At 70.3% G+C, this 24,134-nt stretch carries 19 protein-coding genes; 4 read left to right on the forward strand and 15 right to left on the reverse strand.

Annotation, left to right across the window (positions count from 1 at the left end):
* Nucleotides 1-43: 43 nt before the first annotated feature.
* The 9 genes from ABZT93_RS20485 to ABZT93_RS20525 form a co-directional block, all read right to left on the reverse strand.
* On the reverse strand, nt 44-1,594 hold the full coding sequence (locus ABZT93_RS20485) for an NCS1 family nucleobase:cation symporter-1 (RefSeq protein ID WP_356106275.1): 1,551 nt from the start codon (nt 1,592-1,594) through the stop codon (nt 44-46).
* Between the two features lie 162 nt (nt 1,595-1,756).
* On the reverse strand, nt 1,757-2,776 hold the full coding sequence (locus ABZT93_RS20490; protein WP_356106276.1) for a TIGR03842 family LLM class F420-dependent oxidoreductase: 1,020 nt from the start codon (nt 2,774-2,776) through the stop codon (nt 1,757-1,759).
* An 11-nt stretch (nt 2,777-2,787) separates the two neighbouring features.
* Complete coding sequence (gene hydA, locus ABZT93_RS20495; protein ID WP_356106278.1) at nt 2,788-4,182, reverse strand: dihydropyrimidinase; 1,395 nt, start codon at nt 4,180-4,182, stop codon at nt 2,788-2,790.
* A 31-nt stretch (nt 4,183-4,213) separates the two neighbouring features.
* Entirely contained in the window at nt 4,214-5,056 is an 843-nt protein-coding gene (locus ABZT93_RS20500; protein ID WP_028808905.1) for a nitrilase-related carbon-nitrogen hydrolase, read from the reverse strand.
* Between the two features lie 155 nt (nt 5,057-5,211).
* The gene (locus ABZT93_RS20505) at nt 5,212-6,768 is read right to left on the reverse strand and encodes a PucR family transcriptional regulator (protein ID WP_356106280.1); all 1,557 of its coding nucleotides are present in this window, start codon (nt 6,766-6,768) and stop codon (nt 5,212-5,214) included.
* 23 nt (nt 6,769-6,791) lie between these two features.
* Nucleotides 6,792-8,081 carry an aspartate aminotransferase family protein gene (locus ABZT93_RS20510; protein WP_356106282.1) on the reverse strand — a complete coding sequence of 430 codons (1,290 nt, stop codon included), beginning with the start codon at nt 8,079-8,081 and terminating at the stop codon, nt 6,792-6,794.
* Nucleotides 8,078-8,920 (reverse strand): nitrilase-related carbon-nitrogen hydrolase, encoded by an 843-nt coding sequence (locus ABZT93_RS20515; RefSeq protein WP_059209607.1) that lies wholly within the window; start codon nt 8,918-8,920, stop codon nt 8,078-8,080. The genes ABZT93_RS20510 and ABZT93_RS20515 overlap by 4 nt, the downstream gene beginning before the upstream one ends.
* Nucleotides 8,921-9,101: 181 nt before the next feature.
* The gene (locus tag ABZT93_RS20520; protein ID WP_356106284.1) at nt 9,102-11,345 is read right to left on the reverse strand and encodes a hypothetical protein; all 2,244 of its coding nucleotides are present in this window, start codon (nt 11,343-11,345) and stop codon (nt 9,102-9,104) included.
* Between the two features lie 133 nt (nt 11,346-11,478).
* A complete protein-coding gene (locus tag ABZT93_RS20525) occupies nt 11,479-11,730 on the reverse strand; it encodes a helix-turn-helix transcriptional regulator (protein WP_356106286.1) in 252 nt (83 codons plus the stop codon).
* Nucleotides 11,731-11,763: 33 nt separating this feature from the next.
* Between ABZT93_RS20525 and map the strand changes: the two genes are divergently transcribed.
* Together map and ABZT93_RS20535 are read left to right on the forward strand one after the other, a co-directional pair.
* Nucleotides 11,764-12,531, forward strand: a complete 768-nt coding sequence (gene map / locus ABZT93_RS20530) for a type I methionyl aminopeptidase (protein ID WP_356106288.1) — start codon at nt 11,764-11,766, stop codon at nt 12,529-12,531.
* Between the two features lie 174 nt (nt 12,532-12,705).
* Nucleotides 12,706-15,234: an ATP-dependent Clp protease ATP-binding subunit gene (locus tag ABZT93_RS20535; RefSeq protein ID WP_356106290.1), complete on the forward strand. Its 2,529-nt coding sequence runs from the start codon at nt 12,706-12,708 to the stop codon at nt 15,232-15,234.
* A 25-nt stretch (nt 15,235-15,259) separates the two neighbouring features.
* Here the strand turns inward: ABZT93_RS20535 and ggt are convergent, their stop codons facing one another.
* A complete protein-coding gene (ggt, locus tag ABZT93_RS20540) occupies nt 15,260-17,056 on the reverse strand; it encodes a gamma-glutamyltransferase (RefSeq protein ID WP_356106292.1) in 1,797 nt (598 codons plus the stop codon).
* A 144-nt stretch (nt 17,057-17,200) separates the two neighbouring features.
* Between ggt and ABZT93_RS20545 the strand changes: the two genes are divergently transcribed.
* Both ABZT93_RS20545 and ABZT93_RS20550 read left to right on the forward strand, forming a co-directional pair.
* Nucleotides 17,201-17,962, forward strand: a complete 762-nt coding sequence (locus ABZT93_RS20545; protein ID WP_356106294.1) for a hypothetical protein — start codon at nt 17,201-17,203, stop codon at nt 17,960-17,962.
* Between the two features lie 116 nt (nt 17,963-18,078).
* The gene (locus ABZT93_RS20550; protein WP_356106296.1) at nt 18,079-19,644 is read left to right on the forward strand and encodes a CocE/NonD family hydrolase; all 1,566 of its coding nucleotides are present in this window, start codon (nt 18,079-18,081) and stop codon (nt 19,642-19,644) included.
* 170 nt (nt 19,645-19,814) lie between these two features.
* Here ABZT93_RS20550 and ABZT93_RS20555 read toward each other — a convergent pair whose 3' ends face one another.
* The 5 genes from ABZT93_RS20555 to pcaC all read right to left on the reverse strand — a co-directional run bounded on the left by ABZT93_RS20555 (nt 19,815) and on the right by pcaC (nt 24,092).
* Complete coding sequence (locus tag ABZT93_RS20555) at nt 19,815-20,561, reverse strand: amino acid ABC transporter ATP-binding protein (RefSeq protein ID WP_356106297.1); 747 nt, start codon at nt 20,559-20,561, stop codon at nt 19,815-19,817.
* 126 nt (nt 20,562-20,687) lie between these two features.
* Nucleotides 20,688-21,095 (reverse strand): DUF6278 family protein, encoded by a 408-nt coding sequence (locus ABZT93_RS20560; protein WP_356106299.1) that lies wholly within the window; start codon nt 21,093-21,095, stop codon nt 20,688-20,690.
* 162 nt (nt 21,096-21,257) lie between these two features.
* Nucleotides 21,258-22,037 (reverse strand): exodeoxyribonuclease III, encoded by a 780-nt coding sequence (locus ABZT93_RS20565; protein WP_356106301.1) that lies wholly within the window; start codon nt 22,035-22,037, stop codon nt 21,258-21,260.
* A gap of 30 nt (nt 22,038-22,067) precedes the next feature.
* The gene (locus tag ABZT93_RS20570) at nt 22,068-22,703 is read right to left on the reverse strand and encodes an MBL fold metallo-hydrolase (RefSeq protein ID WP_356106303.1); all 636 of its coding nucleotides are present in this window, start codon (nt 22,701-22,703) and stop codon (nt 22,068-22,070) included.
* Nucleotides 22,704-22,775: 72 nt separating this feature from the next.
* Nucleotides 22,776-24,092, reverse strand: coding sequence for a 4-carboxymuconolactone decarboxylase (gene pcaC, locus ABZT93_RS20575; RefSeq protein WP_356106305.1), 1,317 nt, complete (start codon nt 24,090-24,092; stop codon nt 22,776-22,778).
* Nucleotides 24,093-24,134 lie beyond the last annotated feature (42 nt).

A 24,134-nucleotide genomic window follows, 5' to 3' on the forward strand; every position in this document is an offset into this window, starting at 1 on the left:
CCGGGCCGGGCCCGACCGCCCTCCACGCGCGCGTGGCGAACCCTCAGGCCGCGATGCCCTCCTGTTCCCTGCCCTTCGGCAGCATCAGCGCGATGTACAGCAGCAGGGAGGTGCCGAGGCCCACCGCCCAGCCGTAGTCGGCCAGCGGCTTGAGGAACGGGATCAGACCGTCGGTGGGGAACGGCCCGGTCTTCTTGCCGTCCGCGCCCACGGCCGAGTACGAGCCGCCGACCGCGAGCAGACCGCCCACCACGAAGGCGACGATGGCCCGCCAGTTCCAGCCGTTGGTGTACCAGTAGCGGCCGCCGGGCGTGTACAGGTCCACGAGGTGCAGGACCGTACGCCGGACGATCCAGTAGTCGGCGATGAGGATGCCCGCGACCGTGCCGAGCAGGCCGCCGACCACCCCGAGCCAGGTGAAGATGTAGAACTCGGGCGTGGAGATCAGCTTCCACGGGAAGATCAGGATGCCGACGACGCCCGTGATCAGCGCGCCGGTACGGAAGTTGATGAGCTTCGGGGCCAGGTTGGCCAGGTCGTACGCCGGTGAGACCACGTTCGCCGCGATGTTCACGGAGACCGTGGCGACCAGCACGATGATGAGCGCGAAAAGCAGCCCGAAGCCGTTGTCCGTCTTGGCGGCCAACGCGACCGGGTCCCAGATGGCCTCGCCGTAGACGGCCTCGGAGCCCGAGGTGACGAGCACGGCGAGGATCGCGAAGAGGGTCATGGTGGTGGGCAGGCCCAGCGCCTGGCCCCAGGTCTGCGCCTTCTGACTGGCACCGAAGCGGGTGAAGTCGGGGATGTTCAGCGACAGAGTCGCCCAGAAGCCGATCATGCCCATGAGCGAGGGGAAGAAGACCGGCCAGAAGTCGGCGCCCCAGCCCAGCTTCGAGGGCTGGTCGAGCAGCGCGCCGAAGCCGTCGGCCTTGACCGCGATCCAGATCAGCAGCACGAGCGCGCCGGCGATCACGAAGGGCGCGGCCCAGTTCTCGAAGTGCCGCAAAAAGTCCATGCCGCGGTAGATGATCGCGATCTGGAGTGCCCAGAACAGCAGGAAGCACAGCCACAGGGGCCAGGGGTTGCCCGCGATCTCGGCCGCGTTCTCCCAGTGGCCGCCGGTGAGCTTGGAGCCCAGTGCGAAGATGCCGCTGCCGCCGATCCAGGTCTGGATGCCGAACCAGCCGCAGGCCACGGCCGCCCGGATCAGCGCCGGGATGTTGGCGCCGCGCAGTCCGAAGGAGGCGCGGGCGAGCACCGGGAAGGGGATGCCGTACTTGGGCCCCGCGTGCCCGGTGGCCAGCATCGGCAGCAGCACGATGATGTTGGCCAGGGCGATGGTGAACACGGCCTGCTTCCAGTCCATGCCGAGCGCGACCAGGCCGGAGGCCAGGGTCCAGCTGGGGATGCAGTGCGCCATGGAGATCCACAGGGCCGCGAAGTTGTACGTCGTCCACTTGCGCTCGGAGACCGGTACGGGACGCAGGTCCTCGTTGGCGAAGGGGCTGTCGGCGGGGAAGGCCTCGGGGGCGAGCTCGACGCGACCGCCGGTGGAGTGCGGTATCGGCGACCCCGTGGGGACTGTTTCGGTCATGGGCAGGCCAATCGATCAGAACGGGACGGGATAGGCCGTGCGGGGGCCTCGGGCGGGACCGGGACGGGCGGGGAGGCCTTTCCCGGCCCCGCCACCCCTCCCCGGGACGGCGGGAAGGGGGGACAAGGAGTGGGGGGTCGGTCGAGCGGTGTGCGATCCGGGTCAGGAGTTGAGGGCGGGGATGACCTTGGAGCCGTAGGCGTCGATGGTGGCTTCCTGGGCGTCGTGCATGTCGTAGACGGCGAACTGGTCGACGCCCAGCTCGCGCAGCGCGTTCAGCTTCTCGATGTGCTTCTCGACCGGTCCGATGACACAGAACCGGTCGACGATCTCGTCGGGCACGAACGCGGTGTCCGGATTGTCGGCACGCCCGTGGTGCGAGTAGTCGTACCCCTCGCGCGCCTTGATGTAGTCCGTCAGTTCGTCGGGGACGGCGGCCGAGTGCTCGCCGTACTTGGAGACCAGGTCGGCGACGTGGTTGCCGACCATCCCGCCGAACCACCGGCACTGCTCACGCGCGTGGGCGAGCGCCTCGGGTGAGTCGTCCGCGGTGACGTAGGCGGGGGCGGCGACACAGATCTTGACCTCGGACGGGTCGCGCCCCGCGGCGACGGCCGCGTCCTTGACGGCCTTCACCATGTACTCGGTGAGATACAGGTCGGCCAGCTGGAGAATGAACCCGTCGGCCTCCTCGCCCGTCATCTTCAGCGCCTTCGGGCCGTACGCCGCCATCCATACGGGGAGTTCGGCGTCCTCCTTGATCCACGGGAACCTGATCACCGTGCCGCCGAGGTCGGCCTCCTGGCCCGAGCCGAGCGCCCGGATGACCTTCATGGCCTCGCTGATCCGCGCCAGCGTGTTGGGCGTACGGCCCGCGACGCGCATCGCGGAGTCACCGCGGCCGATGCCGCACACCGTGCGGTTGCCGAACATGTCGTTGAGGGTGGCGAAGGTGGAGGCGGTGACCTCCCAGGTGCGGGTGCCCGGGTTGGTGACCATCGGGCCGACCTTCAACTTCGAGGTGTTGGAGAGGATCTGACTGTAGATCACGAACGGCTCCTGCCAGAGCACGGCGGAGTCGAACGTCCACCCGTAGGTGAAGCCGTTGCGTTCGGCCCGCTTCATCAGGCTGATGACCTTGGAAGCGGGCGGATCCGTCTGCAGGACGAGTCCGAAGTCCATGTGCGCCACTCCTAGTTGAGGTACTGACAGGTGGAGCGCGGGGTGTAGGTGCCGTGTCCGGCGTGCCCGGTGTACTCCCGCTCGGTGATGACGAGTTCGCCGCGCGAGAGGACCGTCTCGACCCGGCCGGTGAGGCGCTTGCCCTCGTAGGCCGAGTAGTCGACGTTCATGTGGTGGGTCTCGGCGGAGACGATCTGCTCGGCGTGCGGGTCGTAGATGACGACGTCCGCGTCGGCGCCCGGGGCGATGGTGCCCTTCTTCGGGTACATGCCGAACATCCGGGCCGGGGTGGCGCAGGCGATCTCGATCCAGCGGCGGCGCGAGATGTGCCCGTCGACGACGGCCTGGTGGAGCAGGTCCATGCGGTTCTCGACGCCGGGGAGACCGTTGGGGATCTTCGAGAAGTCGCCGCGGCCGAGTTCCTTCTGGCCCACGAAGCAGAAGGGGCAGTGGTCGGTGGAGACGACCTGGAGGTCGTTGGTCCGCAGGCCCTGCCACAGCTTGGCCTGGTGTTCCTTCGGACGAAGCGGCGTGCTGCACACGTACTTCGAGCCTTCGAAGTCCGGTTCCGCGAGGTTGTCCGTGGACAGGAACAGATACTGCGGGCAGGTCTCGCCGAAGACGTTGAGCCCTTCGTCGCGCGCCCGCGCCAGCTCCGCCACCGCCTCCATGGCCGAGACGTGCACGACGTACAGGGGCGCGCCGGCGACCTGCGCGAGCTTGATGGCACGGTGGGTGGCCTCGGCCTCCAGGAGCGCCTTGCGGACCTCGCCGTGATAGCGGGGGTCGGTCTCGCCGCGGGCCAACGCCTGCTCGACCAGCACGTCGATCGCGATGCCGTTCTCGGCGTGCATCATGATCAGGCCGCCGTTCTCGGCGGAGCGCTGCATGGCGCGCAGGATCTGGCCGTCGTCGGAGTAGAAGACGCCGGGGTAGGCCATGAACTGCTTGAAGGAGGTGACCCCCTCCTCCACCAGCAGGTCCATCTCCTTGAGCGTCTCCTGGTTCACATCGGAGACGATCATGTGGAAGCCGTAGTCGATGGCGCAGTTGCCCTCGGCCTTGGCGTGCCAGGCGTCCAGGCCCTCGCGCAGGGAGTGTCCGACGCTCTGCACCGCGAAGTCGACGATCGTGGTCGTACCGCCCCAGGCGGCGGCCCGGGTGCCGGTCTCGAAGGTGTCGGAGGCGAAGGTGCCGCCGAACGGCAGCTCCATGTGGGTGTGGGCGTCGACGCCACCGGGGATGACGTACTTCCCGGTGGCGTCGATCGTGCGGTCCGCGGTCCAGTTCTGGGTACCGGGCACGGCGAGGGCGGCGATGCGGCCGTCCTCGATCAGGACGTCGGCGTGGATCTCGTCGGACGCGGTGATGACGAGACCGCCGCTGATGACGGTACGGCTGCTCATGTTCCCTCTCCTGCCAGGGTGGTCGGTTCGGTCAGGGTGCGGTCAGCGGGGGGTAGGCGTCCGGACGGCGGTCGCGGTAGAACTGCCAGCGGTCGCGGACCTCCCGCAGCTTGGCCATGTCCAGGTCGCGGACGACGAGTTCGGTCTCCTTGTCCGAAGCGACCTCGCCGACGAACTGGGCCTCCGGGTCGACGAAGTACGTCGTCCCGTAGAAGTCGTTGTCGCCCAGCTCCTCCACACCCACCCGGTTGATCGCGCCGACGAAGTACTCGTTGGCGACGGCCGCGGCGGGCTGCTCCAGCTGCCACAGGTAGGCGGAGAGCCCGCGCGAGGTGGCCGAGGGGTTGAAGACGATCTCGGCGCCCGCGAGGCCGAGCGCCCGCCAGCCCTCCGGGAAGTGGCGGTCGTAGCAGATGTAGACACCGATCTTCCCGACCTTGGTGTCGAAGATCGGCCACCCCAGATTGCCGGGGCGGAAGTAGAACTTCTCCCAGAATCCGGGCACTTGGGGGATGTGGTGCTTGCGGTACTTGCCGAGGTACGAGCCGTCCGCGTCGATCACGGCGGCGGTGTTGTAGAGGACGCCGGGCTGCTCCTCCTCGTACATCGGCAGGATGAGGACGATGCCCAACTCCTTGGCCAGCGCCTGGAATCGCTTGACGATGGGGCCGTCCGGGATCTGCTCGGCGTACTCGTAGAACGCCTTGTCCTGGACCTGGCAGAAGTACGGTCCGTAGAACAGCTCCTGGAAGCACAGGACCTGAGCACCCTGCGCGGCCGCGTCCCGGGCCGCCTGCTCGTGTACCTGGATCATCGACTCCTTGTCGCCCGTCCACGCGGTCTGGAAGAGGGCGGCACGAATCACTCTGCTCATCGGGACCTCCGGTCACTCGGTGTGCGAGAAGACTAGGAAGTCCGAAAAGCTGCTCTGAGTTGCACGGTGTCACGTCTGCGGGCGTGCGGCGTGTCACGGTGTCACCCTTTCGTGAGCCCATGTTTCACCGCCGTTTTCCCAGGTCGTAGCATGTTTCAGCCCTGTTGCGCGTCGTGCGCGAGAAGCGCGATGTGCACCGAGGCCGCCTGCTCGAAATCGTCCAGGTCGACGCCCAGCCGGCCCTGTATCGCCTCCAGCCGGCGATAGAGGGCGGGCCGGGAGACGTGGTGGAGCTGGGCGGTGCGGGACTTGTTGCGGCCGGTGGCGAGGTAGGTGCGCAGGACAGCCAGCAGGCCCTCCCCCGAGCCCGTGTCGCACAGCAGCCCGTCCAGCTCGCGCTCGGCGAAGGACTGGACGTGCGGGTCGTCGCGCAGCAGCCGGATCAGTCCGCGCAGGTGGACGTCCTTGAGGCGGACGACGGCCGGGAGGTCGAGGACTCCCGAGGCGATGGCGTCCGCGACATGCCGGGCCTCACGCATACCGGCGGGGACATCGTCCCAGGCGCTCCTGGGATCGGCGGCGGCCACCACCGTTCCCGGCAGGCGCGCCGCGAAGTTGGCCGTGAGCACGGCGGCGTCCTGGTCACGGGCCAGGCTCAGCAGGACGGCGGTGGCCCCGTCGGCGAGTTCGGCGACGATGCCGGGCAGCCCCAAAAGCCGTAGCACCCGGTCGAGTTCGGCGGGATCGCCGTCCCGTACGACGAGCGGGACGAAGGTGCGCCGGTTCACGGGCAGTCCGGCCGCCCGCGCGCGGGGCAACAGCTGCCGTGCCGGTACGACCCCGCTGACCAGGTCGGTGAGCAGGCTCTGCGCGGACTGCTCCTCCCAGGTGTGGGCGGAGGTGCCGCCGAGCATGCGGTGCAGGACGAGGGACTCGGCGGCGCGGTCGGCGAGCAGGCGTCCGGTGGCGGTGTCGCCGCGGTAGCCGCACAGCATGATCTGGCCCCAGCGTTCCCCGCGCCCGGCCAGTTCGGCACGGATCCAGCCGTCGCCCTCGCTGCCGCCGGCCTGGCGGGCGATGCGCTCCCAGTCGCGCAGGACGTCGTCGACGGCGGACCGCTCGCCCGCGGTGGCGAGGACCCGGTGGGCGAGGTTGGTGACGACGACGGGACAGCCGCTGTGGTGGACGATCTCGTCCAGCAGGTGCTGCAGCGGGGCGCCCGCGGTGATGAGTCCGGTGAGGGCGGTGCGGACGGCCTCTGACATGCTGACGGCGGCGAACTTCCGCCGTACCAGCCGGGCTTGGACTTCCTCCGTCAACTCGGCGAAGGGGAAGGGCCGGTGCAGGACGACCATGGGCAGCCCGCACCGCTCGGCGGCCCGGCGCATCACGTCCGGCGGGGCGGGGAAGGCGCGGCCGAGTCCGAGGACCACGGCCGCGGCCTCCGCGCGGTGCAGGGACCGGATGTACTCGACCTGCTTGTCGTCGTCGCCGGCGAGCAGCACACCGGTGGTGAGGACCATCTCGCCGCCGCTGAGCATCACACCGACGTCGGCTGCCTCGGCCACGTGCACCCAGCGCACGGCCCGGTCGAGCTGGCTGGCACCGGCCACCACCTCGGGCTCCCCGGCGAGGACCCGTTCCAGCATGAGGACCTGACGGACCGACAGGGTCGGCGCCAAGGACTCCAGGGGCTCCAAGGTGGTGCTCATGACGGTGTTCCCTTGCTGTGGGCCTACTGGATGGTGCTCCTCAGAGCGTGTTCGAGGATCGCGGCGCCCTCTTCGGCCTCCGCGACGGTCAGGGACAGGGGCGGGGCGATCCTGAGGGCGCTGGTGTTGTGTCCGCCGCCCTTGCCGAGCAGCAGCCCCTCGGCACGGGCCGCCTCCAGCACGGCGGACGCGGCCTGCGGGTCGGCCTCGTCGGTGCCGGGTTTCACCAGTTCGACGCCGAGCATGAGCCCACGCCCGCGCACCTCCCGTACGCCAGGGATCTGCGCGGCGACCGTCCGCAGCCGCTCGATGAGCAGTCCGCCGACGCGCCGGGCGTTGCCCTGGAGGTCGTGTTCCAGGAGGTACGTGAGGTTCGCGAGGCCGGCCGCCATGGTGATCTGGGTGCCGCCGAACGTCGAAATGCTGTTGGAGTCCAGGCAGTTCATGATCTCGGCGCGGGCCACCACCCCGCCGATGGACATGCCGTTGCCGATGCCCTTGGCGAAGGTGAGGATGTCCGGCGGGCCGTTGCGGTCGTGCGCCTGCCAGCCCCAGAAGTGGTCGCCGGTGCGACCCCAGCCGGTCTGCACCTCGTCGGCGATCCACAGGACGCCGTGCTCGTCGAGCACCTCGCGGAAGGCCGCGTAGAGGCCGTCGGGCGGGGAGGTGAAGCCACCGACGCCCTGGATCGGCTCGGCGATCAGGGCGGCGGGCGGGCGGGTGTGGCCGAGGAGGTCCCTGAGGTCGTCGACGCAGGCCGCGATGAAGTCGTCGTCGCCGAGGGAGGCGTACGGGCCCCGGGTGCGCACGCCTCCGTGGACGTACAGCGTCTGGAGCGGGGACAGCGAGGTGGGGGACCAGCCGCGGTTGCCGGTGATGCCGACGGCGCTGAAGGAGCGGCCGTGGTAGCTGTTGCGCATCGCCAGGATCGTGTTGCTGCGACGGTAGGTGGTGGCGAGCAGCAGGGCGGTGTCGTTGGCCTCGGTGCCGGAGGTGGTGAAGAACACCCGGGCGTCCGGGATGCCGGACAACTGGGCGACCCGCTCGGCGAGTTCGACCATCGGCCGGTTCAGGTACAGGGTCGAGGAGTGGATGATCCGCCCGGCCTGTTCGCTCACCGCCTTGGTGATCTCGGGCAGGGCGTGCGCGGTCATCGTCGTGAGGATGCCGCCGAAGAAGTCGAGGTACTTGTTGCCCTCGGCGTCCCACACGTACCGGCCCTCGCCGTGTGTGATCTCCAGCGGGTCCTCGTAGTAGAGGGCGAGCCAGTCGGGCAGGACGGCACGGTGACGTCCCAGCAGGTCCTTGGTCACGGCTGCACCAGCCCTTCGTAGGCGTCGGGGCGGCGGTCGCGGTAGAAGGCCCACTGCTGCCGCACTTCGTCGACGAGGTCGAAGTCCAGGTCGCGGACGACCAGTTCCTCCTCCTTGTCGCTGGCCGTGTCCCCGACGAACTGACCGCGCGGGTCGACGAAGTACGACGTCCCGTAGAAGTCGTTGTCGCCGTACTCCTCGACGCCGACCCGGTTGATCGCGGCGACGAAGTACTCGTTGGCGACGGCGGCCGCGGGCTGCTCCAGGCGCCACAGGTGGGAGGAGAGCCCCCGGTGCGTGGCGGACGGGTTGTAGACGAGCTGCGCGCCGTTCAGGCCCAACTGCCGCCAGCCCTCCGGGAAGTGGCGGTCGTAGCAGATGTAGACGCCGACCTTGCCCACGGCGGTGTCGAAGACCGGCCAGCCGAGGTTGCCGGGCTTGAAGTAGTACTTCTCCCAGAAGCCCTTGACCTGCGGGATGTGGTGCTTGCGGTACTTGCCGAGGACGCTGCCGTCGGCGTCGATCACGACCGCGGTGTTGTAGTAGAAGCCGGACTGCTCGACCTCGAAGACCGGCACGACGATCACCATGCCGGTCTCGCGGGCGAGTTCCTGCATACGACTCGTGGTGGGGCCGTCGGGCACCGGCTCGGCCCAGCGGTAGTGCTCGGGTTCCTGGACCTGGCAGAAGTAAGGCGCGTTGAACACTTCCTGGAACCCGATGATCTTCGCGCCCTGTCGGGCCGCCTCGCGGGCGTGCTCCTCGTGTTTCGCCACCATGGACTCGGTGTCGCCGGTCCAGGTGGCCTGGACCAGAGCGGCACGTACGACGTTGGCCATGAGCTGCTCCTTCGGCGGGGACGTCAGAGCCTCTACGCCCGTAGAAGGGGCCGTAGAGGGACGAACGTAAGCCTCCTGGAGAGGCTTGCCAAGACCATCGTCGTTAACCGGCGAAGTCGATCACGTTTCACACTCCAGTGGAGGAGTGACATGCCCGGTCAGCGGGGTTGTGGAGGACCTGTCAGGCGGAGAATCCGGCGACCCGCAGGGCGTGCACCAGGTCCCAGTGCCGCTCGTCCGAGACGCCTCGCGCGGCGGCCAGGAGGAGCGGTACGAGGGTCGCCGGGCCGGGCTCGGCGCTGCGGGCGGCCTCCTCGGGGGTGCGAACGCGGACGTAGGCGTCGAGGAGCGCGGTGACCTCACGGCGCCGGCCCTCGGCGACCAGCGCCAGCACGGCCGCGCCGATCTCACCGGCCGGCCGAGCGACCCCCTGCCTGAGCACCTGCTCCCCGTCCGTACTCCGCCCGGCCGCGACCAGCGCGTCCGCGGCGGCCACCAGCCGGTCGGCGGGCAGCGAGGCGGCCTCCCACAGCAGGCTCGCCCAGTCGGCTCCGAGTCCGGCGTGCTGCAGCTCCGCGGCGAGCAGCGGGAAACGGTCGGCGGGCCAGTGGGCGACCTCGGCGAGCAGGGCGTGCGCCTCGCCGGTACGCCCCTCCGAGCGCAGCCGCGCCAGCGCCGCGACGGTCTCGGCGGTCTCCCGCCGCGCCGCCACGTCGGAAGGCTCGGCCCCCGGCCGCGGACTCGCCTCCGGCGCCTGCGCGGCCCCCGCGAAGCGAGCCCCGCGCGGGGTCCGGCCCTTCGCCACGGGTGCGGTGGGCAGATCGGGCACGGCAGCCGGGGGTACGACGACGGGGGCGCCGCCGTCCTCGGCCGCACCGGCGAAACGCGCACCGCCGCGCCGACGCTTGCGCTTCGCCTCCGGCGCTGGGGCGGTGGGGCTGGGCTGTTGCGGGGGCTCGATGTCGGGGCGGGTGACTGGGGCCGGGGCCCGCGGATACGGGGTGTGGGAGGTGCCGGACTCGCGGTGCTGCTGCGGGAGAGGTCCGGGGTGGGTTGTGTCGGCGGCCGCCGAGGGGTGCGGGGCGTGTCCGGAGCGGGCCGCTGCGGCGTGGCCCGGATAGTGCGTTGCGCGCCCGGGGGTGGCGGCATCGGCGGGAGTCGCTGATTGCGGGGCGCGTCCAAGAGGGGCCGCTGCACCGGGGCCGGGGCGCTGCGGGGCGTATCCGGGGGTGTCAGCCCAGGCGGGAGCCGGGGGCTGCGGAGCGCGTCCCTGATGAGCCGCTTCACCAGGACCCGGGCGTCGCGGTGCGTGCGCGGGGTCGTCGACCCAGGCGGGAGTCGTCGGCCGCGGGGCGTGTCCCGGACGGCCCCCTTCAGCGAGGCCGGCTGCTTCAGCACCGGGGCGCTGCGGCGGGTGTCCGTGGGCGTCCGTCCAAGCGGTTGCCGAGGGGTGCGGCGCCTGTCCCGAGAGGGCCGCGCCGGTCGGGGTGGACCACTGCGCTGTCTGTCCGGCGTGGGGCGCTTCGGCGTCCCGAGCCGACGTGGCGTCGCGCTGCCTCGGCATGTCCGGGAACTCGACGCTTCGACCGTCGGCTCGGTAGTGGTCGCCGGACTCGTGGCCGCCGCGTACGTGCGGTGTCGCCTCCAGGCCACCGCCCCCGGCAGCGGCACCCTCGTAGCGGCCGGGTTCCCACCCGGCGCCCCCACTGCCATCGGCTACCTGCCCGTCACCCCCACCAGGGCCGCCGTTCCCGTAGCTGCCGGAACTCCTGCCGCCCGCTGCGTTCTCACCGCCCGTGGCAAAACCGTCCCCGTGGCCGCCACCAAGCCCGCGCCCGCCACCCCCCTCGCCGCCCCCGAACGTCCCGCCCTCCGCGACCCGCCCCCGTCGGATCGCCCGGGCCTGGTCGTTCATCGCGCGGTGGTCCAACTCGGCCATCCGGGACTGGAGTTCGGCGCAACGCCGGACAGCCCGTTCGTGGTCGTCGCGGGCCCAGGCGAGGTCCAGGCGGATGGCGTCGGCCTCCTCCTGGGTGTTCGCGGTGGCGAGCCGGCGGCCCAGTTCCGCCTGCCGTTCCGCCGCGTAGCGCTGTTCGCGGAGCATGACGTCGAAACGGTCGCCGAGGGCGTCCCGGCCGCCGGGCCGGGCGTCGTGTGCGGCCTGGGCAGCGGCGTGCAGGGGACGGGCGCGCTCCGCCTCGGCGTGGGCCACCTCGGGGCCGTACGTCGCGGCGAGGTCCTGCAGCAGCGCCTCGACCACGTCCCAGGGCGGCACTTCGCGGCCGTCGAGGCAGGCCTGCATACCGTCCGGGTCGCGCTGCCAGAACACCGCGCACCAACCGGCACCCTGGTCCAGGCGCGCCAGCACACCGTCCAGGTAGGCCACGAACTCCCGCATCCGACCCGGGAGTTGATCCACTGCCATCGCTCAACTCCCGTTAGACCGGAGCACTCCGGTCCGTAAGGCAACACCAGCAGTGTTACGAACGGGCTACAGCCAGTTTTCAAAGGCGCAGCAGGAGCCTCATGTCACGCCCCGGCAACCGAGCGAACTCCCGTCACACGCCCGCCGGCTCGCACAGTCCGGCCAGCTCGTCCATGGACAGTCCGAGCGCCCGGGCGAGCGCGGCCACCGTGAAGAACGCCGGGGTGGGAGCACGCCCCGTCTCGATCTTCCGGAGGGTCTCCGCGGAGATCCCGGCACTCGCCGCGACCTCCGCCATGCTGCGGCCGCCACGGGCCTCGCGCAGCAGCCGGCCGAGCCGCTCGCCGCGTTCGTGTTCTTCGGGAGTGAGAGGGGTGCGCACCATGAACCCCATTCTAATACCGGTATAGTAATTGGCATGGTGGAGCTGAAGACGAACACATCGATCGATGCCATGTACGAGGCGGGACAGGTGGTCGGGCGCGCCCTGACCGCCGTACAAGAGGCCGCTGACGTGGGTGTTTCCCTGCTGGAGCTGGACGAGGTGGCACGTGCAGTGTTGCGGGAGGCGGGGGCGTCGTCGCCCTTTCTCGGCTATCGCCCCTCCTTCGCCTCCACGCCCTTCCCCGCCGTCATCTGCGCCTCCGTGAACGACGCGATCGTGCACGGCATCCCGACCGGTTACCGGCTGCGCGACGGTGACCTGGTCTCGATCGACTGCGGTGCCCAACTCGACGGCTGGGCAGGGGACTCGGCGATCAGCTTCACGGTGGGCAGGCCGCGTGCCGACGATGTACGGCTGATCGAGACCGCGGAGCGGGCGCTGGCGGCCGGGATCGGCGCGGCGTTCGTGGGCAACCGCATCGGCGACATCGCGCACGCGATCGGCACGGTGTGCCGGGACGGCGGCTACGGCATCATGGACGACTTCGGCGGCCACGGCATCGGCCGCCGTATGCACGAGGACCCGCCGGTGCCGAACGAGGGGCGCCCGGGGCGGGGACTCGCACTGCGGCACGGCATGGTGCTCGCGATCGAGCCGATGCTCATCGCCGGCGGCACGGACGAGTACCACACGGCTCCGGACGGGTGGACGCTGAAGACCAACGACGGCACGCGCGCCGCGCACACCGAGCACACCGTGGCCATCACCGACGACGGACCGCGCGTCCTGACGGCACGCTGAGCCGCCTCTCGGCGAGGGACTCGGTGGACCCGCGTTCCCGGCCCACCGCTGAATGTGCCCCACTCCCCCATCCGTGCGAAGGTGTAACCGGCTGACACCCGGGTTACCCGGCCCCGGCACGTCGATCAGCGAGGGTGTCCCCGGCCCGCGCGGGGATGCCGGATGGGAACGCCCATGACCAGCGGATTCAGCGGACAGGAAGGCTACGACGCCTTCGGAGAGTTCCTCGCCCGTTTCTTCGGCGGGCCACGTCCCGGCCCCCGCCAGATCAACATCGGCCAGCTGCTGAGCCAGCCGGCCAGGGAGCTGGTGCGGGGCGCCGCGCAGTACGCCGCCGAGCACGGGAGCCGGGATCTGGACACCCAGCACCTGCTGCGGGCCGCGGTCGCCGCCGAGCCGACCCGGACCCTGCTGAGCCGGGCGGGCACCGATCCCGACTCGCTCGCCACGGAGATCGACGAACGCTCCGGCCCCGTCCAGCACCAGCCGGAGGAAGCCCCTCCTCCCACGTCGTTGTCCCTCACCCCGGCCGCCAAGCGCGCCCTGCTCGACGCGCACGAGCTGGCCCGGGCCCGGGGCGCCGGTTACATCGGCCCTGAGCACGTCCTCAGCGCCCTGGCCGCGAACCCCGACTCGGCCGCCGGGCACATCCTGAACTCGGCCCGCTTCGCCCCCACCGGTCTGCCTCCCGAGGCGGCCCCGGATTCCGGGCAGCCGCGCGGTGAGGCACCGCGCAGCACGGGCACGCCCACCCTCGACAAATACGGCCGCGATCTCACCGACCTGGCCCGCCAGGGCCGTATCGACCCGGTGATCGGCCGGGACGAGGAGATCGAGCAGACCATCGAGGTGCTGTCCCGCCGCGGCAAGAACAACCCGGTGCTCATCGGTGACGCGGGCGTCGGCAAGACCGCCATAGTGGAGGGCCTGGCCCAGCGGATCGTCGACGGGGACGTGCCCGACGTGCTGATCGGGCGTCGGGTCTTCGCCCTCGACCTGACCGGGGTGGTCGCGGGCACCCGCTACCGGGGCGACTTCGAGGAACGCCTGACGAACATCGTGGGCGAGATCCGCGACAACTCCGACCGGCTGATCGTCTTCATCGACGAGCTGCACACGGTCGTCGGCGCGGGCGGGGGCGGCGAGGGCGGCTCTCTGGACGCCGGCAACATCCTCAAGCCCGCCCTGGCCCGCGGTGAACTGCACATCGTGGGCGCGACCACCCTGGAGGAGTTCCGCCGGATCGAGAAGGACGCGGCCCTGGCCCGCCGCTTCCAGCCGATCCTGGTCCCGGAGCCCACCCCGGCGGACGCGATCGAGATCCTGCGCGGGCTGCGCGACCGCTACGAGGCCCACCACCAGGTCCGCTACACGGATGAGGCCCTGGTGGCCGCCGTGGACCTCTCCGACCGCTATCTCACCGAACGCCGCCTGCCGGACAAGGCGATCGACCTCATCGACCAGGCGGGAGCGCGCGTACGACTGCGGGCGCGCACCAAGGGTACGGACGTACGGGCCCTGGAGCGCGAGGTCGAGCGGCTGACCCTGGACAAGGATCAGGCGGTCGCCGACGAACAGTACGAACAGGCCACGCAACTGCGGGACCGTATCGCCGAGTTGAAGCAGCGGATCGCCGAGGTCTCAGGGGACCACGACGCGGCCGACGAGGGCCAGCACCTGGAGGTCACCGCGGAGGCCATCGCCCAGGTGGTGTCCCGGCTGACCGGCATCCCGGTCAGCAGTCTCACCGAGGAGGAAAAGGACCGGCTGCTCGGACTGGAGAACCACCTGCACGAACGGGTCGTCGGCCAGGACGAGGCCGTACGGGTCGTCTCGGACGCCGTCCTGCGCTCCCGTGCCGGCCTCGCGAGCCCGAACCGGCCGATCGGCAGCTTCCTCTTCCTCGGCCCGACCGGCGTCGGCAAGACCGAACTGGCCCGCGCCCTCGCCGAGGCCCTGTTCGGCAGCGAGGAGCGCATGGTCCGTCTGGACATGAGCGAGTACCAGGAGCGCCACACGGTCAGCCGACTGGTCGGCGCCCCGCCCGGATACGTCGGCCACGAGGAGGCGGGCCAGCTGACCGAGGTGGTCCGCAGGCACCCGTACTCGCTGCTCCTCCTGGACGAGGTGGAGAAGGCCCACCCGGACGTCTTCAACATCCTCCTCCAGGTCCTCGACGACGGACGGCTCACCGACTCCCAGGGCCGCACGGTCGACTTCACCAACACGGTGATCGTGATGACGAGCAACCTGGGCTCCGAGGCGATCACGCGGCGGGGCGCGGGCATCGGTTTCGGGCCCGGCGGCGACTCGGACGAGGAGGCCCGTCGGGAACGGATCCTGCGCCCCCTGCGCGACCACTTCCGCCCGGAGTTCCTGAACCGCATCGACGAGATCGTCGTCTTCCGCCAGCTCACCGGCGAGCAACTACGCGAGATCACCAGGCTGTTGCTGGAGAGCACCCGCCGCCTGCTCCACGCCCAGGGCGTCACGGTCGACTTCACGGACAGGGCTGTCGACTGGCTGGCCGAACGCGGCTTCCAGCCCGAGTACGGCGCCCGCCCGCTGCGCCGCACCATCCAGAGGGAAGTGGACAACCAGCTGTCCCGGCTGCTCCTGAACGGCACCCTCGCAGAGGGCAAGCACGTGACGGTGGACGTGGAGGAAGGCACTCTGAAGTTCCGGGGGCGCGAGGATCTCTAGGGAATCCCCACGCACCTGAAGACGACTACGGCGCGGGGTACACGACTTGCGCAGACCCCCCGCCCCGCCGTACGGTCTCAGCGGCCGCAAGCCACTTCCCCCCCGGCAACCGCTGCACGCCGGTGGCGGCCCCGATCTCCGGATTCAGCTTGAACGAGTGCCCGATGGCCTCCAGCTGAGACCGCTCCCCGCTGCTGTACAGCGCCGGTTCCAACTCGGTCTGCGCGGCGTTGCGCTGACTCGCCCGAGGCGCGGCGATCGCGTCCACCAACGGCAGCCCGCGGTCGACGAACTCGGTCAGCACCTGGAGCACGGTCGTGATGATGGTCGCCCCGCCGGGCGAACCCAGCGCCACCACGGGCTGGTTGTGCCGGTCGAGCACGATCGTCGGCGAGATCGAGGACCGCGGCCGCTTGCCGGGACCCGGCAGGTTCGGGTCGTGAACGGCCGGGTTGGCGGGAGCGAAGGAGAAGTCCGTCAGCTCGTTGTTGAGAATGAACCCCCGCCCGGGGACGGTGATCGCACTGCCACCGGTCTGCTCGATGGTCAGGGTGTAGGAGACGACGTTCCCCCACTTGTCGGCCACCGTCAGATGCGTGGTGTTCTCGCCCTCGTAGGTCGTCGGAGCCGCGGTGCCCCCGTCCGAGCAGGCCCCGGGATGCCGCGGGTCTCCCGGCGCCACCGGACTCGTGAGCACCGCGTCGTCCTTGATGAGGCAGGCCCGCGAGTCGGCGAACTTCTGCGACAGCAGCCCCTTCGTCGGTACGTCCTCGAAGGCGGGGTCACCGACCCAGCGCCCCCGGTCCGCGAACGCGATCCGGCTGGCCTCGATGTAGTGGTGCAGGTACTGGGCCTCACCGGCCTTCGAAAGGTCGGTGTGCTCAAGGATGTTGAGGGCCTCGCCGACGGTCGTGCCGCCGGAGGAGGAGGGTGCGATGGAGTAGACGCCGAGACCGCGATAGGAGGTCTTGGTGGGCTTCTGGAGCTTGGCCCGGTAGGCGGCGAGGTCCTTCTCGGACAGCTCGCCGGGCCGTGCGTTCCAGCCCGAAGCGGGGTCCACGGGCGGGTTGTTCACGGTGTCGACGATGTCGTCGCCGAGGTCGCCGTGGTAGATCGCGCCGACACCCTTGCGACCCAACTCCTGGTAGGTGCGGGCGAGATCGGGGTTCTTGAAGGTGGAGCCGACGACCGGCAGCTGCCCGCCGGGCAGGAACAGTTTCGCGGTGTCCGGGAAGTACCGGAACCGCGTCTCGTTGGACGCGGTCTGCGAGCGGAACGTGCCGTCGACCGTGAACCCGTCCCGGGCGATCCGCTCGGCCGGCTCCAGGACGCTGCCGAGCGATCTGCTGCCCCACTGGCCCAGCGCCGTGGCCCAGGTGGCGGGCGTGCCCGGGGTGCCGACGCTCAGCCCGCTGCTGACGGCGTCGGCGAAGGCGAGCGGCTTGCCGTTCTCCACGAACAGGTCGGAGTCGGCGGTCAGCGGTGCCGTCTCGCGGCCGTCGATAGTGTGGACCGTACGGGACTTGGCGTCGTAGTAGACGAAGTAGCCGCCCCCGCCGATGCCGGAGGAGTACGGCTCGGTGACGCCCAGCGCGGCGGCGGTGGCGACGGCCGCGTCGACGGCGTTGCCGCCCTTCCTCAGGACCTCGATGCCGGCGGCGGAGGCGTCCGCGTCGACGCTGGAGACGGCGCCGCCGTAGCCGACGGCGACGGGTACTTTCTCGGGTGTCGAAGTGGCCTGCGGCGGTGCCGCCGCACTCACCGACACCACGGCGGCCGAGACCGCCAGGACCGACAGTTTCCGTGCGACAGGGCGACGCATCCGTACCTCCAGTCCAGGACCGTCCGCGCAGCGTAACCACATCGCCGGGGCCCCGACAGCCCTCTTCGGGTCAGGTGTCATACGAATGCCACACTTCGAACACCGGTACGTAGGAGTCGTGTCGGCCCGCTAGCATGCGCGCACATGACAGACGACGTGCGCAACATCGTCCTGGGCGTGGTGGCGGCGGGCATCAGCGCCGCGCTCGGCTGGCTCGCCAGGACGTATCTGTGGAAGCGGAAACTCCGCCGCAAGCAGGCGTTCTTCGGGCTGCCGGACAACTCCGAGTCACTGCTGGTCGTGAACCGGGACGCGGGCAGCACCGAGCTCGCGGTGCACCGTTACGACGTGTTCGCGCTGCTCGAACTCTCCGCCCTCATCAAGGACTGCGGCGCACACGCCGAGGTGATCACCCAGGACGCGGCCCGGCAGGGCTTCGGGGAGCGCACGGAGTTCTGCGTCGGCGGCCCCACGTCGAACCGGCGCATGATGGCGCACATCGCCGCCATGCTGCCCGGGGTGCTGGTGAAAGTCGATCCGTCGGAACCCGGCCCGATCCGCATGACGTACCAGATAGGCAGTGAGCCCTACCTCCTGGAGAAAGGGGTGTCCGAGTACGTCCTGCTCGCCCGCCTCACCGCCGGACAGCCCGGCCTGACCAGGCCCGTCTTCCTGTTCTGCGGTCAGACCGCGATCACCAACCAGGCCGCGACCCGCTACCTGGCCCGCAACCACGAGCGGCTGTACCGCAAGTACGGCGACAACTCCTTCGTGATCCTGCTGAAGGTGGTCAACTCACAGGCGTACGGCCCCGATGTCGCCGAACTGGTCGCGGACGTGACGCGCGCGGCCCAGACGCCGCTGCCGACGCCCGCGGCTCCACGGAACTCCCACCGCGCCTCCTGAATTGATTCACAGCACAACAATCGTTACTCCCACGTAACTTACCGACGGGTTACCTCCGGTAAAGCGCCGAGGTTACCGTCTGGTCACTTTGCATTGACACGAGTAGGGAGTGACCCGTGGGACACCCTCGCAAGGCCCTGCGTACGACCACCGTGGGCGCCGTCTCCGCGACCCTGATCGCCGGTAGCGCCCTCGGACTCGCCCCCACCGCCCAGGCGGCCGACGCCGTCCGTTTCGTAGACATCGCCGGCGACGGCGGAACCGTCCTCAAGGCGAACGTCGTCACACCCGCCGGAGCCGACGGCTCCCGTCGCTACCCGCTGCTCGTCCTGCCCACGAGCTGGGGCCTGCCGCAGGTCGAGTACCTCGCCCAGGCCCAGAAGCTCGCCGACTCCGGGTACATCGTGGTCACTTACAACGTCCGCGGGTTCTGGCAGTCGGGCGGGGAGATAGAAGTGGCGGGCCCTCCCGACACCGCCGACGCCTCCAAGGTCATCGACTGGGCACTCGCCAACACCCCTGCGGACGACCGGCACATCGGCATGGCGGGTGTCTCGTACGGCGCCGGCATCAGCCTCCTCGCCGCCGCGCACGACAAGCGCATCAAGGCCGTCGCCGCCCTCAGCGGCTGGGCCGACCTGATCGACTCGATCTACTCCGGCCGCACCCAGCACGTCCAGGCCGGGGCCCTGCTGGACGGCGCGAGCCTGGTCACCGGCCGCCAGAGCGCCGAGATCCGGCAGATCTTCGACAACTTCTACGCGTCGAACCTGTCGAAGGAACAGGAGATGATCGACTGGGGGAAGAAACGTTCGGCCGTTACATACGTGGACCAACTGAACGAGTACGGCACGGCGGTCATGATGGCCAACGCGTGGGGCGACACGGTCTTCTCCCCCAACCAGTACGCCGACTTCTACGAGAAGCTGACCGGCCCGAAGAGACTGGAGCTGCGCCCCGGCGACCACGCCACGGCCGAGCTGACCGGACTGTTCGGCCTTCCCAACGACGTGTGGACGGACACCGGACGCTGGTTCGACCACTACCTGAAGGGCGCGGACAACGGCGTCGAACGTGAGCAGCCGGTCCGGCTCAAGTCCCGTTCCGGCGGCGGCTACGAGGGGTACCCGGACTGGAAGTCGGTCAGCGCGACCCGTAAGAAGATCGCCCTCTCGGGCACCACCACGATCCACACCAACGTCGACTCGGGCGCGGACGGCGGAATCGTCTTCCTGTCCAGCATCCTCGACCAGATCGCCCAGGCTCCCCCGGTCGCCTCGATCCCCCTGCTCCCCCGCCGCTGGGCCGCCGTATGGCAGTCGGAGAAGTACTCGACCGCCCAACAGGTGCGCGGTACCGCCAAGTTGCACACCACGTTGACCCCCACCAAAGAGAGCGGCACCCTCGTCGCCTACCTGTACGACGTGGGGCCGCTCGGCCTCGGCAAGCTGGTCTCCAACGCGCCGTATACCTTCCACGGGCGGACACCCGGGAAGCCGTTCGGCGTCGACCTGGAGCTGTTCTCCACGGCCTACGACGTCCCGGCAGGGCACCGTCTGGCCCTGGTGGTCGACACGGTCGACCCGCTCTACATCGAGCACAACCCGTCCGGCGCTCAGCTGACCTTCTCCTCGCCGGCGAACGACCCGTCGTACGTGTCGATTCCGCTGCGCGAGCAGTGATCTCCGGCCGGCGCCGGGCGGGTAGGGCTCTGTGACTGCTGCCCCCTACGGCTGACGGGCCGTGGGGGGACCCCCACCAGGCAGCAGCGTCCCTGGAGGCTCGGTCGCCGTCACCGTGGGGGTGAACGGACCATCGTAGTCGAGGCTCGAAGACATGGCCGTCGCCTCCCTCAGTGCTTGAGGATCTTGGAGAGGAAGTCCCTGGCGCGCTCGCTGTCCGGGTTGGTGAAGAAGTCGTCGGGGGCGCGGTCCTCGACGATGCGGCCGTCGGCCATGAACACCACGCGGTTGGCGGCCGAGCGGGCGAAGCCCATCTCGTGGGTGACCACGACCATGGTCATGCCCTCCCGGGCCAGTTGCTGCATGACCTCCAGGACCTCGTTGATCATCTCCGGGTCGAGGGCCGAGGTGGGCTCGTCGAACAACAGGGCCTTGGGCTCCATGGCGAGGGCGCGGGCGATGGCCACGCGCTGTTGCTGACCGCCGGAGAGCTGGGCCGGGTACTTGTCGGCCTGGTCGGCGAGGCCCACCCGGTCGAGGAGTTGGCGGGAGCGCTGGTCGGCCTGGTCCTTCTTGCGTCTGCGGACCTTGACCTGGGCCAGCGAGACATTCTGCAGGACCGTCTTGTGGGCGAACAGGTTGAAGGACTGGAAGACCATGCCGACCTCGGCACGGAGCTTCGCAAGGGCCTTGCCCTCCTCGGGCAGCGGCTGCCCGTCGAGCGTGATGGAACCGGACTTGATGGTCTCCAGGCGGTTGATCGTCCTGCAGAGTGTGGACTTGCCCGACCCCGAAGGGCCGATGACCACGACCACCTCCCCCTTGCCGACGGTGAGGTTGATGTCCTGCAGGACATGCAGCTCCCCGTAGTACTTGTTGACGTCACGCAGTTCGATCAACGGATCGACGACGGCCATACCCAGCCCTACTCACTCTCAGCTGTGTCGTGGTTGCCGCAACCTATCGAGGCAAGATCACACCCGAGGAACGACACGCACTTTTCGGTCATAAGCCGTATTTACGCCGTACTTACGGCCAGGGATTCACTCCTCGGCGACCTCGGCGTAGAGCTGCGACAGCTCGGGCACCCCGCTCGCGGCCCACTCGTGACCGGAGGCCACGACGTCGAACTCACGGCCGGACTCCAGCCGGATCACGGGCTGGCCGTCGGAGCGCAGATCCCAGACCGCTCCGGGGACGGTCCGTACGATGACCGTGCCCAGGTAGAGCCCCGCGTCGTTGCCGAGCCAGAGCAGGATCTCCTCGTCGTCCCGCCAGCCCGGCACCAGCTGGTCGAGCGCCTCCAACGAGGCCGCCGTGTCGTCCAGTTGGACACCCGAACGGGAGGCGTGTGAGCGCAGGAGCTCGCACTCGGAGAGGAGTTCGGCGATTCCCTCGGGATCGCGGGTCCCCGGTTTCTCACTCCAGCCGCCCAGAAAAGGGATCTTCATACACCCAGCGTGTCACTCACCCGGCCGCGTGCACCACAGGCGCGCGGGCCCTCGTTTCCGGTCGGCTCCGCGCAGGCCACGCCGACGTGCCGCCGATGTCTCCTTGGCCACGCGATGCGCCTTTCGTCCCTCACGGGGGGGGGAGGCGGGGCGGCCGGGGATCTAGACGTCCAGGTCGACGACCACGGGTGCGTGGTCGGACGCGCCCTTGCCCTTGCGCTCCTCACGGTCGACGTACGCGTCGGTGACCGCCTTCGCGAAGGGCTCGTTGCCGTACACGAGGTCGATGCGCATGCCTCGGTTCTTGGGGAAGCAGAGCTGGCGGTAGTCCCAGTACGTGAACGGGTGGTCGTACTTGAGGGGCCTCGGGACCACGTCCGACAGGCCGGCCTCGCGCAGGGAGGCGAGGGCGGCGCGCTCGGCCGGGGTGACGTGGGTGAGGCCCTCGAAGGCGGCCACGTCGTAGACGTCGTCGTCCGTCGGCGCCACGTTGTAGTCGCCCAGGACCGCGAAGGGGCGGCTGCCCGCCGCGTCGCCTGCGACGGCTGCCTTGAGGGCCTCGAACCACTGGAGCTTGTAGGCGTAGTGCGGGTGGTCGACCTCACGGCCGTTGGGCACGTAGACCGACCAGACGCGCACCGGGCCGCAGGTCGCGGAGATGGCGCGGGGCTCCGGGGCTCCGTCGTAGCCGGGGTCGCCGGGCAGGCCCTTGACGACGTCGTCGAGGCCCACCCGGGAGATCACCGCCACGCCGTTCCACCGCCCCGTCGCGTGGACCGCCGCCTCGTAGCCCGCCTCGCGCAGCTGGTCGAACGGGAACTGCTCCTCGGCGAGCTTGGCCTCCTGGAGGCACAGCACATCGGTGCCGGTGCTCTCCAGCCAGGCCAGCAGCCTCGGGAGACGAGCGGTGATCGAGTTGACGTTCCAGGTCGCGATGCGCATGCCTCACAACCTACCGGGCGGCACTGACACTCAGAGAGCCGTGCTCTCCCCCGGCTTCAGCCGCAGGTGCTCCGCGCCGCCGAGGGCACCGATCTGGTTGTCGTAGATCGGGCGGGCGAGGTCCGTGAGGAGGGCGTCGTGGATGTCGTAGGCGCGCTGCGGCTTGACCTCACGGACGTAGTCGATGACCTCGGAGATCTTGCTCCAGGGGGCCATGACGGGGAGCATCAGCGTCTCGACGGTGTGGTCGGGGACGGTGAGGGCGTCGCCGGGGTGGAAGACCGCGCCGCCGTCGACCAGGTAGCCGACGTTGGTGATGCGCGGGATGTCCGGGTGGATCACGGCGTGCAGTTCGCCGTGGACCTGGACGTCGAAGCCGGCGGCGGTGAAGGTGTCGCCGTGGCCGACGGTGTGCACACGGCCAGGGAAGGCCGCCCGGATCTTCTCGGCGACCGACTTCAGCGTCCAGATCTCGGCGGCCGGGTTGGCGTCCAGGGCCGCCCGCAGCCGCTCCTCGCTGAAGTGGTCGGGGTGTTCGTGGGTGACGAGGATCGCGTCGGCGCCGAGGGCCGCGTCCTCCTCGCTGAAGGCCCCGGGGTCGAGGACGAGCGTCTGCCCGTCCTTCTCGAGACGGACACAGGCGTGCGTCAACTTCGTGAGCTTCATGGGTCCATCCTGCCTCCCGTCCCGCGCGAACGGGCAGCACAGGCAGGTGCTCCGGCCACCCGCCTCAGACGATCACTCGGTGGGGGTGGTCTCCTCGCGGATGACCTGCTGGGCCACCTTGAAGGCGCTGTTGGCCGCCGGGACTCCGCAGTACACGGCCGCCTGCAGGAGAACTTCCTTGATCTCGGAGGGGGTCAGGCCATTGCGCAGGGCGGCCCGGGTGTGGACGGCGAGCTCGTCCAGGTGCCCGCCCGCGACCAGCGCGCTGAGGGTGGCGACACTGCGGGAACGGCGGTCGAGCCCTGGCCGGTCCCAGATCTCGCCCCAGGCGTAGCGGGTGAGGAGCTCCTGGAAGTCCCCCGAGAAGTCGTCGGTCTGCGCCAGCACCCGGTCGACGTGCGCGTCGCCGAGCACCTCGCGGCGCACCTTGATGCCGGCGTCGTACGGATCGGTACGGCCCGCCGTCTGGGGGTCCGGGGCGGCCGGGGCGATCTCGGCGATCGGCACCGGGTGCGGCGGCGCGGACATGAAAACCGGCGTGACCGGGGCGGCGGGGGCGGCGAAGGCGGCGGGGATCGCCGTCTGGCCGGTGCTGGAGTCGAAGGCGGGCTGCCAGGCGGTGGAGAAGTGTCTGACGAGCAGGTCGGTGACGGCGGCCGGCTGCTCGACCGGCACCAGGTGGGAGGCGCCGGGCACCACGGCGAGCCGGGCGTCCGGGATGCCCGCGACCAGGGTGCGGGCCTCGGCCGGGCCGGTCACCTGGTCGTCGGAGCCGACGAGGACCAGGGTCGGCACACCGACGCTCGCCAGGTCGGCCCGCACATCGAACGAGGCGAGCGCCTCGCAGGCCGCGATGTAGCAGCCGGGGTCGGTGGTGCGCACCATCTGCACGGCCCACTCGGTGATCGCGGGCTGGGCGGCGGCGAACCCGGAGGTGAACCAGCGGTCGGGCGATGTGCGGGCAATGGGATCGAGCCCGTTGGTCCGTACGATCACCCCGCGCTGGCGGAACTCGTCGGCAGTGCCGAAGCGGGGCGAGGCGGCGATCAGGGCGAGTGAGGCGAGCCGCTCGGGGTGCCGTAGCGCCAGCTCCATGCCGACCGCGCCGCCGAGCGCGCAGCCCGCGTACCCGAAGCGCTGCACCCCGAACTGGTCGAGCGTGGCGAGCAGCCGGTCGGTGAGATCAGCGACCGAACCCGCCGGGTAGGCGGGCGCGCCGCCGTGGCCCGGCAGATCGAACCGGAAGACGCGCCACTGCTTGACCAGTTCGGGCACCTGGCGGTCCCACATGTGCCACGTGGTCCCGAGCGACGGCCCCAGGATGAGCACCGGGGCGTCTTCCGGGCCGTCGAAGCGGTACTGGAGGGCGGGGGTCTTCGTCTCACTCACGGCCCCCACGCTAACCGTCTTTTCTCACGGGGCGGACCCGGA

Origin of the sequence: Streptomyces sp. NPDC005303, assembly GCF_040607335.1 — a bacterium.
Taxonomy (GTDB): Bacteria; Actinomycetota; Actinomycetes; order Streptomycetales; family Streptomycetaceae; genus Streptomyces.